The organism is Nitrosomonas sp., from assembly GCF_022842015.1.
GTDB lineage: Bacteria > Pseudomonadota > Gammaproteobacteria > Burkholderiales > Nitrosomonadaceae > Nitrosomonas.
Genome location: NZ_JALHQJ010000066.1, coordinates 1 through 17,264 on the forward strand (window position 1 = coordinate 1; position 17,264 = coordinate 17,264).

The following is a 17,264-nucleotide window of genomic DNA, read 5'->3' on the forward strand; positions in this document are numbered from 1 at the left end:
TACCTCGGATGGCACAGAATGATTGACCGTCTCGGTCAAAGTATTACACCAATCCTTTGTTTTATAGCATCTCTTGGCAAAACAAGGCAGGTTCAACAACTAATTGTGACATAGCCATTAAAATAGTTAACGATCAGTATTCGCTGTTCTTGGGAGATTTCGTTCTCGGGCAGGGCGATAAGTGAGTCATTGAGCTAATCGTAGCGTACGTTGAAGCTAGTAAATAGTTGATGAAAAAGTGTCGTTTCCGCTAGCTTTTGTTGCTGTACGAAGTAACAAAAGCCTAGTGTGCCAGCTATCACAGAACCAACAAGTCCAGCTTTTTCAGGGCCACCGAAGCAAAATGCCAGGAGTGTGAAACATCCACCTGCGATTGCGGCGATCCACCAGTAGTTACGAAAGATGAAATGTCGATCCATGTTAACAGGTAATTATAGTTTTCGTATATCTTCCTTACTTTTTTCTTGAATGAAAAAATGACCGCTCCGTTTGGAACTGGAAGCGGTTATTCCATTCATGCCAATTATCAGTGCTTTTTCAGCCTTCTTGCAGAAAATTGCTAGGATAACCAATCAGTTGAGCATAATCTCACGAAGCTTTTCTTCGAGCGGAGGACGTAAACCCATTTTGCGGGCCTCTTCAATGGCCACTTCCGGTTCAACGCCTTTGGTAATGCGATAACTGGCCCACATGGCACTGGCCCGGTTGCCGGATCCACAATGAAGCAATACCGGTTTCGGGGTTGATTCAATTATTTTGGTAAATTCTGCCACCTGTTCCTTCGAAATCCCGGCAACCGTGGTTGGAATGTTGACATATATCATGCCAGCCCTGTCGACCAGTGCTTTTTCCTCGGCGGTTCCTTCATTTCTAGTGCGTAAGTCAATGACGGTTTTAAAACCGGTGGCAGCCAATGCTTGCGTGCCGCCATCGCTGATCATTCCTGAAATGGCGATTTGTTCTGTGGCACGACTGTAGTTTTGTACCTCGATAACCTGATGCCCAAATGGCACCCGACCGGAGGCTTGTGCTAAGGTGGTAAACAGGATGGCCATCAGTGCCATCAGAATGATAGAGTATTTCATGGAAAGCCCCATTTGCTATGTTAAGGTGAAAAAATGATTTCCATTGTAGCTTTACTGGATAAACAAATACAAATTATTCCTGATAACCTTGCTTATCTGTTTCTTGCGTCAAAGGAAAAAAATGATGTCGTATGATTCCAATTTGAGTGTTGACAAAGCGCCTGCATGGCATAACTGTTCAACGGAGCAGGTTGTGCAGGAACTTGCGACCGGTCAGAGCGGTTTATCACAATCAGAAGCAAAACTTCGTATGGGGAAGTATGGCGCCAATCGTTTAAAACCGCCCAAATCCGAAAGTGCCGTCGTCCGCTTTTTGTTGCAATTTCATAATGTGCTGATTTATATCTTGTTGGGGGCTTCCATTGTGACAGCATTGCTGGGGCACTGGGTAGATAGCGGTGTTATTCTCGGTGTGGTAATTATTAACGCCATCATCGGCTTTATCCAGGAAGGCAAGGCGGAAAAAGCGCTGAATGCGATCCGACGCATGCTGTCGCTCAACGCGATGGTAGTGCGTGCAGGGCAACGAGCGCAGATTCCGGCGGAACAATTGGTGCCGGGTGATATTGTGTTGTTGCAATCCGGCGACAAGGTGCCTGCTGATATACGGTTGCTCAGTTGTAAAAATCTGCGCATTGAAGAGGCTGCGTTAACCGGAGAATCCGTGGCAGTCGAAAAATCGATTCCATCGGTCGATGCCGTGACAGCGATCGGAGACCGTTTCTGCATGGCGTACTCGGGCACGCTGGTGGTTTACGGTCAAGGAACGGGCGTTGTGGTTGCCACCGGTCAGCATACTGAGATTGGGCGTATCAGCCAGATGATCGCGCAAGTCGATAAGCTGGTTTCACCGCTATTGCGGCAAATGGCAATTTTTGGCCGTTGGCTGACGATTGCAATTTTGCTCCTGGCCTTGAGCATCTTTGTTTATGGCTTTTTGCTGCATGATTATCCCCTTGGCGAGATCTTCATGGCCGCTGTGAGTATGGCCATCGCCGCAATTCCGGAGGGATTGCCGGCCATCATGACGATTACGCTGGCGTTGGGGGTGCAGAATATGGCGCGGCGCAGTGCCATTGTACGCAGATTGCCCGCAGTGGAAACGCTGGGTGCGGTAACCGTTATCTGTACGGATAAGACCGGTACGCTGACGCGCAATGAAATGACCGTGCAAAGCATCATTACCGCGCATGATCAGTTGCAAGTCAGTGGCGTAGGTTATGCGCCCACAGGTGGTTTTAGTCGGGATCGGAAGGAAGTCGCGATTACTGATCATGCCGATATGCTGGAATTGTTCCGGGCCGGATTGCTCTGTAATGATGCGTCGCTGTGCCAGCGTGATGAAATATGGGAAATACAGGGTGATCCGACCGAAGGCGCGCTTATCACGTTGGCAATGAAAGCAGGATTGGATTCGGTTTTGGAACAGAAAGCATTGCCGCGCACCGATGTGATTCCTTTTGAATCGGAACACCGCTTCATGGCAACGCTGCATCATGATCATGCCGGACAAGGCCTGGTCTATGTCAAAGGTGCGCCGGAGAAAGTGTTGGCCATGTGCAGCCATCAACGCAGCGAGGGGGAAGATCATCTGATTCAACCTGATTTCTGGCATGCCGCGATAAGCGCAGCCAGTGAAACCGGTCAGCGCATACTTGCGATGGCCAGTCGCAGGGCGCAGGCAAAGCAACAAACACTGGAACTCTCCGATGTTGAAGCGGGATTTACCCTGCTTGGATTGGTTGGCATTATCGATCCGCCGCGCGAAGAGGCCATTACCGCCGTGCAGCAATGCCATGCGGCCGGCATTCAGGTCAAAATGATCACCGGCGATCATCGCATTACCGCCTGCGCGATCGGTGCAAAATTAGGAATTGGGGATGGCCAGCGCGCGATCACGGGTATTGAACTGGACAAAATGGATGATGTGCAATTGCGTCAGGTTGCAGCGGATGTAGAGATTTTTGCCCGCGCAAATCCCGAGCATAAACTGCGGCTGGTGACAGCTTTGCAGGAAAACGGCGCGGTTGTCGCGATGACGGGGGATGGTGTGAATGACGCTCCGGCGTTAAAACGTGCCGATATTGGCGTCGCGATGGGGCAGAAGGGCACCGAGGTTGCAAAAGAAGCCGCAGAGATGGTGTTGACGGACGATAACTTTGCTTCGATTACGCACGCCGTGGAGGAAGGTCGCACGGTCTACGATAATATCCGTAAAACAGTTGTTTATATCATTCCAACCAGTGGCGGCGAAGCGGGCATCCTGATGCTCGCCATCATTCTGGGCATGGCTTTGCCTATCACCCCCGTGCAGATTTTGTGGATCAATATGGTGACGACGGTAACATTGGCGATTTCACTTTCGTTCGAGCGGCCGGAAAGCGGAGTGATGTCACGCCCGCCGCAAGATCCCAATGCATCCATTCTGTCGGGATTCCTGGTGTGGCGCATTGTCTTTGTTTCTTTATTAATGATCAGTGGCGGCTTTGCGCTCTACATCTGGGAAACCATGCAAGGATCCAGTGTTGAGTGGAGTCGGACAGTGGTGGTGAATACGCTGGTGATGTGTGAAATCGTTTATTTGTTCAATTGCCGCTATTTGGTGGCTTCCGTTTATTCGCGCCAAGGTTTCTTGGGTAACCGTTATGTTTTATTGGCGATCGGTTTGTTACTGATATTGCAGCAGCTGTTTACCTATTCGCCAGTTATGCAGCAATTGTTTGGCACAGCCGCGCTGGATGCAGCGGCTTGGGGACGGATCATTGTCGTCAGCATAATTTTATTTGTACTGATCGAATTGGAAAAATTCTTGTTAAGGAAGCGAGGTATAAACAACTTGTAAACCTGAATTATTCACCGCCATGCAGATAAAACACATAAGTGTTGAGCAGGTACAGGGTGAACAAACCCAGGCTAATCCAGCCAATGCTAATGAAGAGACGGGTGCTGGGACGATAAACCAGGCCGACGATGACGATGCCGCTCATGATCACTGCCGACAGAGCAGAAAAAGCATGTAAGGGTGAAGTATGCGTGAGCAGTGGGCCTGCAAGAAAAATGATGTCTTCCAATGCCAGTATCAGAATATTGAACAAGTTGCTGCCCAATAGATTGGCAATCGCCATATCCAGTGCGCCCATGCGAAATGCGGCAATGCTAACGGCAAGCTCAGGAAGTGAGGTGATTCCGGCAATGAAGAGCGTGCCTACAAAGGTGTTGTTCCAACCCATCAGTGCAGCCAGTTGTGCAGCCACAAACGGTAAATATATTCCTGCAGCGATAACTGCCAAGGCAGACAGCGCATAGCGTATATAGGCCTGATGCAGAGTTATATCCGGATAGCGATCCGCGACCTGCTCAACGAACTCTCTTACCTGCGCGCGTTCATGGATATACATTGCACGCATGGCAACGATATAGAACATTATGATGGCGGGTGTATAAATGCCGATGTGGGCGATATTGAAAGTGTGTTTGTCGATCAGCAAAACATTTAGTCCCACAAATCCGATGAGTATCACGCCAAATCCTGCAGATAGAATGTGGCTCGAGCTGGCGCGGCGGTACAATGATTCGCCACGCACCAGATAATCCAGTACTACCAGAATAGTCAAGTTGAATACGCAACTACCCAGCAAGCTACCCACTGCAATATTGGGTATGTTTGCCAGTGTCAATGCACTGACACCTGTAACCAGCTCGGGTAGTGAAGTTACCGTGGCAAGTAGAATAAGACCAATCCAGCTTCCGGATAAGCCTGTCTTGTCGGCGATAACGTCGGCGTAGCGGCAGAGACGAGTCCCTGCCAAGCCGATCAGCATGGCGCAAAGGCCGAATTTAAACCAAATGATCAGAGCGGTCAGCATGTAACGGGAATTTTATGTGTTTGATACGAGCTACGGGTGTGGGCATTTTTATAGAGACTCATTTTCTCGACAGCTTGCCTGGAATAATTGTTGTTTGATACTTTTTCAGGGCCGATTAAGTAACGAGATGGGTAGTCCTGCACCGAATCGGATGTGATAGATGAGATCTTTGCAATAACCTCATGCTCCAATCAGTCTGGGATATTCCATCGGTTCATAATGAATCAGTGTGCGGATGTTCTTCGCCTAATGTCTGAATTCACCGAGCTGCACGGCTTTCACGCATTTCATCGCCAAGCATCTGCTCAAAAAACCATCGCATGATCAACTAAATACCTTCCGTTTTGATGCACCAGCACCATCTCCGCGACAAATTCCCCCGGCACTTTTGTAAACGATTGTTTCCACACCATGGCTACCGAATTCGGGCGCCTGAAAACGGCGACTGGCACACGCTCAGAAAAATATCCTTTTTCGGATTGATACTGCTGACAAACATGTTGAAGATACTCCGGGGTAACAATGGTTCTCATGCGCTCAGTGAAGTTCCGGACATGCCTGACGTGATCGATATGGGTTGAAGCATCCATCAAGTTGTCCATAATGGGATTGGCAATTTCCCAAATCTGCTGATCGCTCATTTTCTCGAAGTTCATAATACTGTCATTTCTGCTCGTCTCCGACGCCGGATTACTTTTTGTACGTTTCATACGAGGTGCTTGTGCTCGACAGGCAACGATCACGATCTAGCTGATCCATCAACCGGTTGCACTCATTGCGTTGCCACGATTGACCCGTGGTATAAAGTTGCTGAGTTGAGCAACCCGTAAGATCGAATGCAAATGCCATCGATATCAATCCAAGAACCAGCAAGCGCGGCTGTTGACTGGAAGGCAGTTTGCTCATGATTGGATAGCCATCAAACCACGACATTGATCATCCAGCTGATACCGAAACGGTCGGTAAGCATGCCAAAACGCGGCGACCAGAATGTTTTGGCTAATGGCATTTGCACCTGCCCACCATCGGATAGCGCGGTAAAGAAACGATCCGCTTCATCCTCCGTAGCGACCGAGATGGAAAGTGAAATACCGCTGTATTGCTGAACTTCCTCACATCCATCCGAAGCCATCAGCACGTTGTCACCGATGCGAAAGCTGGCGTGCATCACTTTATTGTCAAATCCCGACGGAAGCATGTCTGCAGGCGGCGGTTCCGGACTGTCTTTGAAACGCATCAGCATGTCAATCTGTGCGTCGAGTGCAGTACGATAAAACTCCAGCGCTTCTTCGCAGCGCCCGCCAAACATGATGTAGGGTTGAATCAATGCGCCTGGCATATTATCTCCTTGATATTAAAATATTTGTGTCTTGCGACATTTACGATCATCGCGCCATTGTTCTCAGCAATGAGTGAGGTTATTAATCCGGTGTTGTGAGTTTGAGGCCAACGATGCCTATAATAATTAAAGCAACGCTGATTAAACGTGCCGCATTCACAGGTTCGCCGAACAGTACGATTCCGAGAATCACTGTGCCGATCATACCGATGCCTACCCAGATGCTGTAGGCAGTGCCAACCGGAAGCGATTGCATGGCAATGCCCAGCAACCAAACACTGGCGATGATCGCGAAAATTGTCCCAATTGTGGGCCACAATTGCGTAAAGCCTTCCGTATACTTCAATCCAATGGCCCAACCAATCTCAAATAGCCCCGCAGCAACAAGAATAACCCAAGCCATATACACTCCTTTCCGAGTTACGGGGCCGTCCCCTGAAAGAGTTGGAGCGGTGAGGTCGTCCTCACTTCCTGCCATAAATCCCTTTGTGCCTTTGCATAACAGTTCTTACACACCGGTTGATTACCGATATGAAATTACAAAGTCTTCAAATATTCAATAATAGCAAAAGCGCTTTGTTTGTCACCAGACCAATTGAGGCGATAAGTTTTTTCACCTTCCACGATATCCTTATCGTGCCCTTTGTTGCTCAAAGCCGGGATCGCGTTGACCTGAAACACATAGCCCTCGTTCTGGTTGGCTGTTTGTTCAGAATTCCAGGAAAAGCCGAGATATTGAGAATCGTAATCGAGGTGACTTTTGATAAAGCTGATCGGGCGCTCGTCCGGAACCAGTAAATGATAAACAGTCGGTACCGTGCCATTATGCAAATAGGGCGCTTGCGCCCAGATACCGCTTAATGGTCGGGCATTGTAACCATGATGTTCATTATTGGGCGACATCAGCAAGTCTTTTTTACCCTCAAGAGAAATACCGTCAAACTCGGCACAGGGCTTGACATCTTTACCAGCCAACTGAATGGAAGTATCCGGTGCACAGTTTGCATACAATTGTTTGCGTGCGGCATAATTTAGCAGTGTACCGACTACGTAAGCCCTTTTCATGCTGGTGCCGAGATTATCATAAACTTTGCCATTTTTAGGCTGATGGCAATCGGCACAGTGTTGTGCAAATAGCGCTTGCCCCTTTTTAGCCAGTTCGATATCCACATTAAAAGGATAAGGGCTGGCCGGTAAGCCATCGAGCAGTTCTTCGGCAAAGGCAGCTACCCGCACATCGGTTTTTTCCAGCCCCAAGGTCAGCATGGCGATCAGATTGCGGTAGATCGGCATCGGCACATTACCGTTCCATTGCCCCCCGCCATTGATAAATCTTTTGTGGCTTTCATCCCAACTTGCGCGGCGCTTGCCTTGTTCCCATACCGACATAAAATCGGTAATACCCGGCTCCGGTGGAAGCGAGACACTGGCAAATCCTTTAATAATTGGGATCTTGCGCAGACTCATATAGCCGTTGATGGCACTTAGCCCCGTCGCATCCGCCATTCCGGGAAAACCAGCCAGCATTTCTGATTCAAGACCTTCGTAGTTCTTGGCGATTAGTGCACCAAAACCTTCGTATTCAGCTTCGGCATGCTGCGCAAACTGCTTGATTGTTTGCACAGCATCTTGTTTGAACAAGGCAATCTGAGCAGCTTCGTAGCCAGCGTCAAAATTTCTATTGCCTGTCTGGAAATTGTTATAAAAATAATGCGGATTGTGTTGCTGAACCGCATCCAATGCATTAAGCAACTTCTGCGTTAACAATTGGTATTTGTTGTCACCGGTTTCACCCGCGTAGGCTGTTTGTAAGGTCTGATATAACTTGACGCGGAATAACGCAATATTGAAAGTCGTATTCACGCCGCCGTCGAGATAGTCTATTTGACCGTTTTCAAGTCGTACACGGCCGATGTGACAGGCGCCGCAGGTGAATGATGCATAATCGATATTGCCCTGCGCCTCAGCACGAGACAAACCGCTAAAGCCAATGCCGCGTGCAACGGGATAGGATTGCTGCCGCTCATCAATAAACAGACCCACCGCATCGAGAAAATTTTCTTCATCTCCCCATAATTCCGGTGCCAGCTTGGGTAAGAGTTTCAACGCAATATAGGGAATACCATCGACTTCGCTAAAAGCAAAATTGCCGAACCAATCATAAGCGACTTGATGAGACTGAATATAATTTGATTTTTCTTGAGATTTTCTGGCTTGCGCTTGTTCCCAGTTTTTTGGCACTTCACTCACGACAGCGGGTGGTAGAGGTGCCTCCAGTGGATGCGCAATACAAGCCGACAGCAAAATAGCAAAGAGGATGCTTAGCGTGATTTTCATGACACTTGTCCTATTGAATTAGAGATCGTGCATCAGTGTAGCAGCATGCGGTAAAGTTTTTGATAGGCTGTTGCGCTCGCATGCCAGCTGAAATCTTTGGCCATGCCATTCTTTTGCAGACTTTGCCAGGTCTTTTTATTGTGATAAGCAAGTGCTGCACGTTTTATGGCGCCCAGCAGGTTATCAGCCGTCATTGGGTAAAATACGAAACCGCTGGCTGTGTGATTTGCCAGTGTATCCGAGCTACAATCCACAACGGTATCGAGCAGACCGCCCGTGGCGTGAACTACCGGCGGAGTACCGTAGCGCTGACTATACATCTGATTCAATCCACAGGGTTCGAATCGTGATGGCATCAGAAAACCATCAATACCGGCTTCTGTCAGGTGAGACAAGGCTTCGTTAAAACCGAAATGAAGTGCGATTGATTTAGGGTAGGTTTGGGCCAGCATGGAAAGCAGATGCTCCAGTTCAGCATTGCCACTACCAAGCACAACCAGTTGCGCGGGTATTTTTATCAATTGCGGAGCAATCTGGATCAGCAGATCAATCCCTTTTTGATGGCTCAAACGGCTGACAACACCGAAGAGCGGGATAGTCGCGTCGATTGCCAGACCCATTTGTCGCTGCAGCGCAGCTTTATTTGCCGCCTTATCCAATAAGTTTTTACTGGTGTAGTTTTTGACCAAATGATGATCCGTTGCAGGATTCCATTCAGTGGTCGCTATGCCATTGATAATGCCGATGAGATCAGGCCGACGAGCGGTCAATAATCCTTGTAAACCGAATCCCAACGGCTCCATCTGAATTTCTTTGGCATAATTGGGACTGACAGTAGTGATCTGGTCGGCATAATACAGTCCTGCTTTGAGAAAAGACAAATTGCCATAATACTCTACCCCGTTGATATCGAAACTATCCGATGGCAATCCCAGTTGCACCGTGCTTCCAGGTGGAAAAATACCTTGAAATGCCAAATTATGGATGGTCATCATTGCGGCAGCTTTCTTCCCCGAATGAAAATGTAAATAAGCCGGGGTGAGCCCACTCTGCCAGTCATTACAATGAACTACGTGCGGACGCCAGGCGATCGGACTGGCGTCACTGGCTAGAATGGCACCAATTTTTGACAACAGGCCGAAACGTAATGCGTTATCTGGCCAATCACGGCCAAACGCATCCATGTATGGCCCGCCTTCACGGTTATACAACCCGGGACAATCAATCACGAACACTGGAATGTTCTCGGTTTTGCTCAGCGATAATCGGGCCGAAAGCAATGAAGCCGGTGGAAACTGTGATAGCGCATGGAATTCGGCTATTTTGGATTTGTATTTAACTCCAGCAATGACTTGCGGGTAGCCGGGTAACAAAAGCCGCACATCGCTGTGCAATGCACGTAATGCAGCGGGCAATGCTGCACTGACATCACCCAGGCCACCGGTTTTGCACAAAGGGTACACTTCAGAAGTGATAAATAGAACGCGAAGTTCTTGAGATCGCGGCATAGGTGATATTTCTACTGATTTGCCTTGAAATAATTGATCAATCCGTTGGTGGATGAATCATGCGCTGTTACAGGTTCACTGTGTTCCAATTCGGTTAGAATTGTTCCGGCAAGCTGCTTGCCCAGTTCCACTCCCCATTGATCGAACGGGTTAATGTTCCAAATTACGCTTTGCACAAACACTTTATGCTCATACATTGCGATCAATGAACCCAATGTATGAGGATCCAGTTTCTTGAATAAAATGGATGTAGTCGGGCGATTGCCGGGAAAAATCTTATGCGGCAGCAATTGCGCCAGGGATTCTGCAGACATCCCTTGTGTTTCAAGCTCGGCACGTACTTCCTGTTCATTTTTGCCCGTCATCAGTGCCTCTGTTTGAGCAAAAAAATTCGCCAATAACATGCGGTGATGTTCGCCCATTGGATAATGGCTTTGGCAAGGCGCCAGGAAATCAGCTGAAACGATTTGCGTGCCTTGATGTAACAATTGGTAGAAAGCGTGTTGACCATTGGTTCCAGGTTTGCCCCAAACAACTGCTCCGGTGGCGTAATCGACCACTTCACCATTGCGGGTGGTGCGCTTGCCATTGCTTTCCATTTCCAGTTGCTGCAAATAAGCGGGAAAACGATGCAGCGATTGATCATACGGCAGCACAACATGAGAAGACGTGCCGAAAAAATTGATGTGCCAGATACCAACTAACCCCAGCATAACCGGCAAATTTTTCTCCAATGGCGCAGTAGCGAAATGCTGATCCATTGCTCTCGCACCTGCCAGCAACGAATAAAAATGATCCATACCAACGGTCAAAGCAATCGGCAATCCAATGGCTGACCATAATGAATAGCGTCCGCCGACCCAATCCCAGAATTCAAACATGTTATCAGGGTCAATGCCAAATTTTTCCACTGCAGCGCGATTGGTGGAAACAGCAACAAAATGATGTGCAATGTCTTTTTCATTGCCACCGTTGGACAGAAACCACTCGCGCGCAGAATGCGCATTGGTCAGGGTTTCCTGAGTAGTAAATGTTTTTGAAGCAATAACAAAAAGTGTCGTAGCCGGATCAAGTTGCCGCAAAATACCTGCTAATTGTGTACCGTCAACATTTGAAACAAAGTGTGGTTTGATGCCATTCAGCCAGTAAGGTTTAAGTGCTTCAGTCACCATTACCGGTCCTAGATCCGATCCACCGATACCAATATTGACAATATCGGTAAACATTTTTCCGGTATAACCTCTGCGCGCGCCGCTTTGAATCTCAATCGAGAAACGCTCCATCTGCTTCAGCACGCGCTTAATATCCGGCATCACATCCGCACCATCAACCATGATGGATTGATCACCCCGTAACGCAATATGCAGTACCGCGCGCTGTTCAGTCGAATTTATTCTTTCCCCGGAAAACATCCGTGCAATCCAATCTTTTAGCTGCTGCTGATGCGCTAATGCCAGCAATAAATCAACAGTTTCATGATTGATCGGGTGTTTGGCATAATCCATTAAAATATTGTTGAAAGTCAGAGAGAACCTTTCAAAGCGTTGCGGATCCTGCTGAAACAATTCTCGCAAATGTTGTTGCGTCATAGCGGATTGATGCGCCTGTAAGGCGAGCCAGGCAGATGATTGCGTAAGAGTAGGCATAGCGTTTTTGAGTTGCTGAATATTAGGAGTTATGAATCTTGAATGAAATGAAACTACCGGATATTAATCTCCAGTGTAATGATTAATTCCAGAGTTGTTACAGGCCATTCCAACAGCAGTGTCGTTGCCTGCATAATTTTTTCAAACCCGCTTTCAGATTGCGATACCGAAAAATGTGGGTGTGCACTTAATGTCACTGGATGAGATGTTTTTAGCACTACGCTACCGCCTAGCGTATCGTCGTCTAATGTTATTTCAGTCATGCCGGTTAACGCAAGCAATTCACCAAAACCGCCACGAATTTTTCCCTGATAAATGTAGCGTCCGCCCACGCCATCACAACTAGGCATCGCAAGATTGATTTCGGTACTGAATCCATGCGCCAGTTTAGCGGTAAAATGATATGCGACCTGTAATTGATTCTGATCCAACATGACGTGTTTATGGATCGGATATTGGGTATTTTCAGATTGAAAGTGGTTATTTTCAAGTGCTGAAGCAACGGATCGATAGGCGATAAACGTGCCATCCAAGCGATCGACGAACAAGCCGCGAGGATGATCATCGGCGACAATGTCTTCCGCATTAATTTCATGCTTATAACTGATTCGGTCGTGCGCTGACGCGATACCGCTGGCGGTATTGCTGGATTCATCCAGTTGTCCCGTCTGAATTTTCTGGTAATAATGTTCGGTCTGGACGCGCAAGGTATCGCCAAAGTTATGCTTCAACAGATAAGCATCCAGTTCGCAAATACTTGCAAAACCGTCTAATTTTAGCACTGCCTGTAGCACACCATTTTGGAGGTACGCTTCTTCCACACCATCCAGGTCGGTATCTTCGGTAAAATACGAAGGACGCGGCGCGCGGGTATCGAGCAACGCTTCCAGTTCAACCACGCCATTGTATACAGCACGCCGCAGATGCGGGAGATACAGGCCGCCAAACATGCCATGCCAATAGGCATCATTCGCTTGAGATTCGTACAGTTTCTGCCGCATTTCATTAGTACGTTGTAGCACCGGTAATTTATCCAACCGCGCAGAAAGTCCCAACATACGCTTATGCATCCAATTGGATTCTGGGTAGCGGGAAAAAAAGTTTTTCCAAATTCCGCCTCGGATAAAAGCCTTCTTGTGCTCATGCCAGCCGCTTGCCTTTACCTGCTGTAACAGCTCTGCATAAATATTGGCGGAATGTGCAGGCAGCGTCCATTCATTCATTTCTATGTACGATACCGTAGGCAGATAAATAATGCCGCGGGTTTTCTCACCGGCATGATATTCGCTGTAATGCTGGGTACATATTTTGTCGGAGGCCAGTACGCCTTGAATAAAATGCTCAAGCCAGCCTTGCTCATATACCCAATGATACGTTTCCGGCCAGATGCCAAATTTCTCGATATCATCAAAATAAACCGCCGCAGGGTTAGCATTTGGCAAATGATGATCCGCCAATGATTCCAGATAAGCGATGGTCTCTTCAGCCGGAGAGAAAGGGATTTTATAGCGTAAAGCTTCAGAAATCGGGAATAAATCGAGTTTATAAGCATCTTCCTCGGTAGTGAAATAACCACTCAATTCTTCCGGTGTTTTACCGGCACATAGAAAATGGTAATCATCTACAGTGACATAGCGAATTCCGCAATTCACCAAAGCCGGAACGACCGTGGACTCCCAAACACGTTCAGTCAACCATGCCCCTTGTGGACGTTGACCAAACTTTGCTGCCAGTTTATTGGAGAATGTATCAATCTGTCCGATGCGGTCCCGGTTCGGAATGACCGCCAAAACCGGCTCGGTATCACCCGCACCGAATAATTCCACTTGCCGTCGCGCAACCATTTGATGCAGCAATGCCATATCATCAGGAAAATGTTGCAACAGATAATCCAGTAACCATCCCGAGAAATGAACTGAGAAACGGAAGTCTGGGTAGCGATAAAGTATCTGCAGAAAGGGTTTGTAACAACGCTGATGCGCGTCCTTCAATACATCGGGAAAGTTGCCGACGGGTTGATGGGCATGAACACCCAAGAGTAGCGAAACACGTTGTGACATTCAATGACTCCCGTAATCGTTAAGAACCCAAGGCAATCCAGAATGCTTTTTTCAAGCACGGATGAATGTGGTTTGAATTAATCCCCGTTTGACGAGGACCGCCGCATCGCTCCGCTCGTTTCGGTGTATTCATTACCTTTACTAACGGGCTCAAGTATTGTTGGCGGTGTCGGTAGTTTAAGCAAATGATATAGATTTATCAGATTTTTTCTGAACAATTGATCGAAGCTCGCTACCGAATGTGCCGGGTTGTAATCACCAAACCACCAAAACCAATCTGAACTCTCACAAGACGCCAATTGCCGACTGGCTTGGGTTTTTTCTTCCTCAGTCAACCGGTTGCTTTGCATCACCAGATCAAAACTATGTTTAGCCGCACAGAGCATGTCCCATGCGCGGTTTTTTTCGTTATCGCCAATCCAAGTAGAGAATGTTCCATATACCCAGCTACCCGCTGCTAGCGTAGGCAAAGTTTCAATAGTATTGATCTCCGCGTGTGCAAGATAATCCCGATAAGTTGTGGTACGGATATACGGATGGTCATCAAGCAGATGATAAAGATCATCAAGAAAATAGAAACCGTTATAGGGATATGATTCCCAGGCATTCTCACCATCCAGAATAACACTGATAACCGGATTTTCCTCAGCTGATGTGTTGTGATAGATGTGATCCAAAGATTGCACAAAATTTTCAGCAGCATCACGACCAAACCATTTGGAATATTCAAAACCGATCAAATCGGATAACTGATCATCGCGGAAAAAACAGATGACGTCTTTGGTTTCACCATCTATCCGGTAAGGGTGATATAAATAGTGATTGCGATCCGAAAGTGGCTTATCAGGATATGCTGCACGTAAGCTATTGACCAGCACACCTTCCCCACTTGCGCTCCACTGACAACCTTGTTCTGCCAGGATTTTTATTAATGCGGTTGATAAAGCCCCTTCAGCAGGCCAGGCACCGACAGGCTTTTCATTGAAACGCTGTGTGTGACTGGTGATTGCAGACGACAAATGAAACGCCACACGGCTACGTCCACCTGGATAGATGTCATGCACGGGCAAGGTAACATCAGGTTGGCTATCTTGAGCAGAAGTAAAATCAATCAGAAGCGGTGCGAGCGGATGATAATGAGGCGTGGTGGATAATTCAATCTGACCAGACTCAGCAAGCTTGCGATAGCGTGGAATCAGACCCTCAATTAATTCTCCAATTAAAGTAAAGAGCTGCAGTCGATCCTCGTGGCTAAACTCCTGATTCTTGGCCATCAGTTTCATCACAAACTCGTTGTTTCGCCGTACACTTTCCCCCATCCACGCCAAGTGATACCAAACCACTAAATCAGCCAGATATTGCCCGGAAAAATACTTTAACTCGCGCTCACTCACTTTGTTGAAAACTTGATAAAGTTCGTGCAAGCGCTTATAAGCTGGGTACGGTTGCAACATGTTCTCATGATTGCTGAGAAAACAACTATCAAATAAATACAGTCGATCCTGCATCGTAATGTTTTCTAGCTCAGGTGTCGCTAGCAGGCGTAACAAAGGACAACGTATTTGCTTGGTGGAAAATTGTTGTGTGAAATCTTCCAGCTGATCCAACAGTACCGGCACAAAATTGACAATCGCTTTGGTTTTTGGATGCGACTCCAAATGGTAAGCCATATCGGTATAATCCTTAATGGCATGCAGATATACCCAAGGCAACACAAATTGATTGGTCACATAATCCCGATAGTCCGGTTGGTGCATATGCCATAAAAAGACAAGATTTATTTGCTTCATTATAAAAAATGGTTCTTATTAAGTTAGTAATTACAGTAGCTTGCTTATTTAGTTAAGTTTCTGACATAAGAATGAACATGCTCAGCACTTTGTGCCGCTCAGCATTATTCGAATCGTTTATTCAATTTTTTGTTAACATACTTTATGTATTTCCTGTCCTAACATTTCTGATGTAATTAACGTAATGCCTTTTTCGGTAACATAGAACCGCTTGCGGTCCTGATCAGGATCAAATCCAACGGTTAATCCTTCAGGAATCACGCATTTTTTCTCCACCACAACACGCCGTAATCGTGCATGGCGGCCAATTTCCACATTGGGAAGTATGACCGAATCCTCTACATGGCTGAAGCTATTGACTTTCACGTTGGAGAACAGCAAGGAACGGCGAACGGTGGCGCCGCTGATAATACAGCCACCGGATACGGAAGAATCCAATGCCTGACCACGTCGGTCATCATCATCAAAAATAAATTTTGCCGGGGGCAGTTGTTCCTGGTGTGTCCAGATTGGCCAGTCATCATCGTACAGATTAAGCTCCGGTGTGACGGAAATCAGGTCAACATTGGCTTCCCAGTATGCATCCACTGTTCCAACATCACGCCAATACGGCATTCCGGATGCCATATTAACGCAGCTATTCATGAATCGATGCGCAAAGATGCGATAACGGGGCACCAAATACGGAATTAAATCTTTACCAAAGTCATGCGATGAATCATGATCTTGATGATCACGAATTAATTGCTCATAGAGAAAATCGGCATTAAATATATATATGCCCATACTCACCAACGCTTTCTCAGGTTGACCGGGTATCGACACTGGTTGAGCCGGTTTTTCAAAAAAACTGGTTACTTGCCATTGGTCATTGACACCCATCACACCGAAGGCACTGGCTTCTTGTTGTGGAATTTCGAGACAAGCCACCGTCATATCCGCACATTTCTCGATATGTTCAGCCAACAGCTTACTGTAATCCATTTTATAAATGTGGTCCCCGCCCAGAATTAATACATATTTCGCATTGTGGCGCAGTAAAATATCGATATTCTGAAATATTGCATCGGCTGTTCCTTGGTACCATGTTTCATCGGCAGTTCGCTGCTGCGCGGGAAGTAGCTCGACAAACTCTTTAAAACGTCCATCGAAAAAACTCCAGCCATGTTGAATGTGGCGAATCAGGCTCTGTGCTTTATATTGGGTCACAACGCCTATACGCCGAAAACCTGAGTTGACACAATTGGATAGAGGAAAATCAATGATGCGAAATTTTCCACCAAAAGGCACAGCCGGTTTAGCGCGCCAGTCGGTCAATTGATGTAAACGACTACCCCGCCCACCCGCTAATATCAATGCTAGCGTTTCATGTGAGATGTTGGTATGAAAGCGGCTACTGGTCCTGTATTTCGCCTGGGACTCATTTCCATGTACAGGTTCATTTTTATCCATAGCGATTAATAGCCCTTTTGTCTCTATGTGAATATGTTATCGTATTATGGCACTTTCTCACAGATTGCTTCGAATTTAATTGCCTTTTGTCAAAGAATAGACAGGTTATAATCCAAGCCGCATCTGCTAACTCCATATTAAAGGTGATGACCACGAGCAAACCCAATTATCTGCTACATGC

Annotated in this window: 13 protein-coding genes and 1 pseudogene; 2 read left to right on the forward strand and 12 right to left on the reverse strand. The window is 47.1% G+C overall.

The features are described from left to right. Nucleotides 1-114: pseudogene (locus tag Q0C11_RS11750) on the forward strand (IS1595 family transposase); the annotation flags it as partial. Between the two features lie 458 nt (nucleotides 115-572). Here the strand turns inward: Q0C11_RS11750 and Q0C11_RS11755 are convergent. Next, nucleotides 573-1,085, reverse strand: a complete 513-nt coding sequence (locus Q0C11_RS11755) for a protein tyrosine phosphatase family protein (protein ID WP_293008194.1) — start codon at nucleotides 1,083-1,085, stop codon at nucleotides 573-575. A gap of 121 nt (nucleotides 1,086-1,206) precedes the next feature. On the opposite strand from Q0C11_RS11755, the gene Q0C11_RS11760 reads away from it, so the two are divergent. Further along, nucleotides 1,207-3,927 (forward strand): cation-transporting P-type ATPase, encoded by a 2,721-nt coding sequence (locus tag Q0C11_RS11760; protein ID WP_367273755.1) that lies wholly within the window; start codon nucleotides 1,207-1,209, stop codon nucleotides 3,925-3,927. Between the two features lie 7 nt (nucleotides 3,928-3,934). Here Q0C11_RS11760 and Q0C11_RS11765 read toward each other — a convergent pair whose 3' ends face one another. The 11 genes from Q0C11_RS11765 to glgC all read right to left on the reverse strand — a co-directional run bounded on the left by Q0C11_RS11765 (nucleotide 3,935) and on the right by glgC (nucleotide 17,083). Next, nucleotides 3,935-4,951, reverse strand: coding sequence for a sodium:calcium antiporter (locus tag Q0C11_RS11765; protein WP_293008196.1), 1,017 nt, complete (start codon nucleotides 4,949-4,951; stop codon nucleotides 3,935-3,937). Nucleotides 4,952-5,256: 305 nt separating this feature from the next. Continuing rightward, entirely contained in the window at nucleotides 5,257-5,661 is a 405-nt protein-coding gene (locus tag Q0C11_RS11770) for a hypothetical protein (RefSeq protein WP_293008198.1), read from the reverse strand. Next, entirely contained in the window at nucleotides 5,642-5,884 is a 243-nt protein-coding gene (locus Q0C11_RS11775; RefSeq protein ID WP_293008200.1) for a hypothetical protein, read from the reverse strand. Before Q0C11_RS11775 ends, Q0C11_RS11770 begins: the two co-directional genes overlap by 20 nt. Then, a complete protein-coding gene (locus Q0C11_RS11780; RefSeq protein ID WP_293008202.1) occupies nucleotides 5,871-6,290 on the reverse strand; it encodes a VOC family protein in 420 nt (139 codons plus the stop codon). The genes Q0C11_RS11775 and Q0C11_RS11780 overlap by 14 nt, the downstream gene beginning before the upstream one ends. 82 nt (nucleotides 6,291-6,372) lie before the next feature. After that, nucleotides 6,373-6,693, reverse strand: coding sequence for a quaternary ammonium compound efflux SMR transporter SugE (sugE, locus tag Q0C11_RS11785; protein ID WP_293008204.1), 321 nt, complete (start codon nucleotides 6,691-6,693; stop codon nucleotides 6,373-6,375). 134 nt (nucleotides 6,694-6,827) lie between these two features. Beyond that, nucleotides 6,828-8,627 carry a c-type cytochrome gene (locus Q0C11_RS11790; RefSeq protein WP_293008206.1) on the reverse strand — a complete coding sequence of 600 codons (1,800 nt, stop codon included), beginning with the start codon at nucleotides 8,625-8,627 and terminating at the stop codon, nucleotides 6,828-6,830. Between the two features lie 32 nt (nucleotides 8,628-8,659). Further along, a complete protein-coding gene (glgA, locus tag Q0C11_RS11795; RefSeq protein ID WP_293008208.1) occupies nucleotides 8,660-10,135 on the reverse strand; it encodes a glycogen synthase GlgA in 1,476 nt (491 codons plus the stop codon). An 11-nt stretch (nucleotides 10,136-10,146) separates the two neighbouring features. Further along, a complete protein-coding gene (gene pgi, locus Q0C11_RS11800) occupies nucleotides 10,147-11,781 on the reverse strand; it encodes a glucose-6-phosphate isomerase (RefSeq protein ID WP_293008210.1) in 1,635 nt (544 codons plus the stop codon). Between the two features lie 53 nt (nucleotides 11,782-11,834). Then, on the reverse strand, nucleotides 11,835-13,841 hold the full coding sequence (locus Q0C11_RS11805) for an alpha-amylase/4-alpha-glucanotransferase domain-containing protein (RefSeq protein ID WP_293008212.1): 2,007 nt from the start codon (nucleotides 13,839-13,841) through the stop codon (nucleotides 11,835-11,837). A 77-nt stretch (nucleotides 13,842-13,918) separates the two neighbouring features. Next, the gene (locus Q0C11_RS11810; RefSeq protein WP_293008214.1) at nucleotides 13,919-15,631 is read right to left on the reverse strand and encodes a glycoside hydrolase family 57 protein; all 1,713 of its coding nucleotides are present in this window, start codon (nucleotides 15,629-15,631) and stop codon (nucleotides 13,919-13,921) included. Nucleotides 15,632-15,763: 132 nt separating this feature from the next. After that, entirely contained in the window at nucleotides 15,764-17,083 is a 1,320-nt protein-coding gene (glgC, locus tag Q0C11_RS11815) for a glucose-1-phosphate adenylyltransferase (protein WP_293008216.1), read from the reverse strand. Nucleotides 17,084-17,264 lie beyond the last annotated feature (181 nt).

What these genes read in the sequence shown, in the direction of transcription:
- Q0C11_RS11755 (WP_293008194.1), bottom strand. Translation starts at nt 1,085, where the DNA reads ATGAAATACTCTATCATTCTGATGGCACTGATGGCCATCCTGTTTACC.
- Q0C11_RS11760 (WP_367273755.1), top strand. Translation starts at nt 1,207, where the DNA reads ATGATGTCGTATGATTCCAATTTGAGTGTTGACAAAGCGCCTGCATGG.
- Q0C11_RS11765 (WP_293008196.1), bottom strand. Translation starts at nt 4,951, where the DNA reads ATGCTGACCGCTCTGATCATTTGGTTTAAATTCGGCCTTTGCGCCATG.
- Q0C11_RS11770 (WP_293008198.1), bottom strand. Translation starts at nt 5,661, where the DNA reads ATGAAACGTACAAAAAGTAATCCGGCGTCGGAGACGAGCAGAAATGAC.
- Q0C11_RS11775 (WP_293008200.1), bottom strand. Translation starts at nt 5,884, where the DNA reads ATGTCGTGGTTTGATGGCTATCCAATCATGAGCAAACTGCCTTCCAGT.
- Q0C11_RS11780 (WP_293008202.1), bottom strand. Translation starts at nt 6,290, where the DNA reads ATGCCAGGCGCATTGATTCAACCCTACATCATGTTTGGCGGGCGCTGC.
- sugE (WP_293008204.1), bottom strand. Translation starts at nt 6,693, where the DNA reads ATGGCTTGGGTTATTCTTGTTGCTGCGGGGCTATTTGAGATTGGTTGG.
- Q0C11_RS11790 (WP_293008206.1), bottom strand. Translation starts at nt 8,627, where the DNA reads ATGAAAATCACGCTAAGCATCCTCTTTGCTATTTTGCTGTCGGCTTGT.
- glgA (WP_293008208.1), bottom strand. Translation starts at nt 10,135, where the DNA reads ATGCCGCGATCTCAAGAACTTCGCGTTCTATTTATCACTTCTGAAGTG.
- pgi (WP_293008210.1), bottom strand. Translation starts at nt 11,781, where the DNA reads ATGCCTACTCTTACGCAATCATCTGCCTGGCTCGCCTTACAGGCGCAT.
- Q0C11_RS11805 (WP_293008212.1), bottom strand. Translation starts at nt 13,841, where the DNA reads ATGTCACAACGTGTTTCGCTACTCTTGGGTGTTCATGCCCATCAACCC.
- Q0C11_RS11810 (WP_293008214.1), bottom strand. Translation starts at nt 15,631, where the DNA reads ATGAAGCAAATAAATCTTGTCTTTTTATGGCATATGCACCAACCGGAC.
- glgC (WP_293008216.1), bottom strand. Translation starts at nt 17,083, where the DNA reads ATGGATAAAAATGAACCTGTACATGGAAATGAGTCCCAGGCGAAATAC.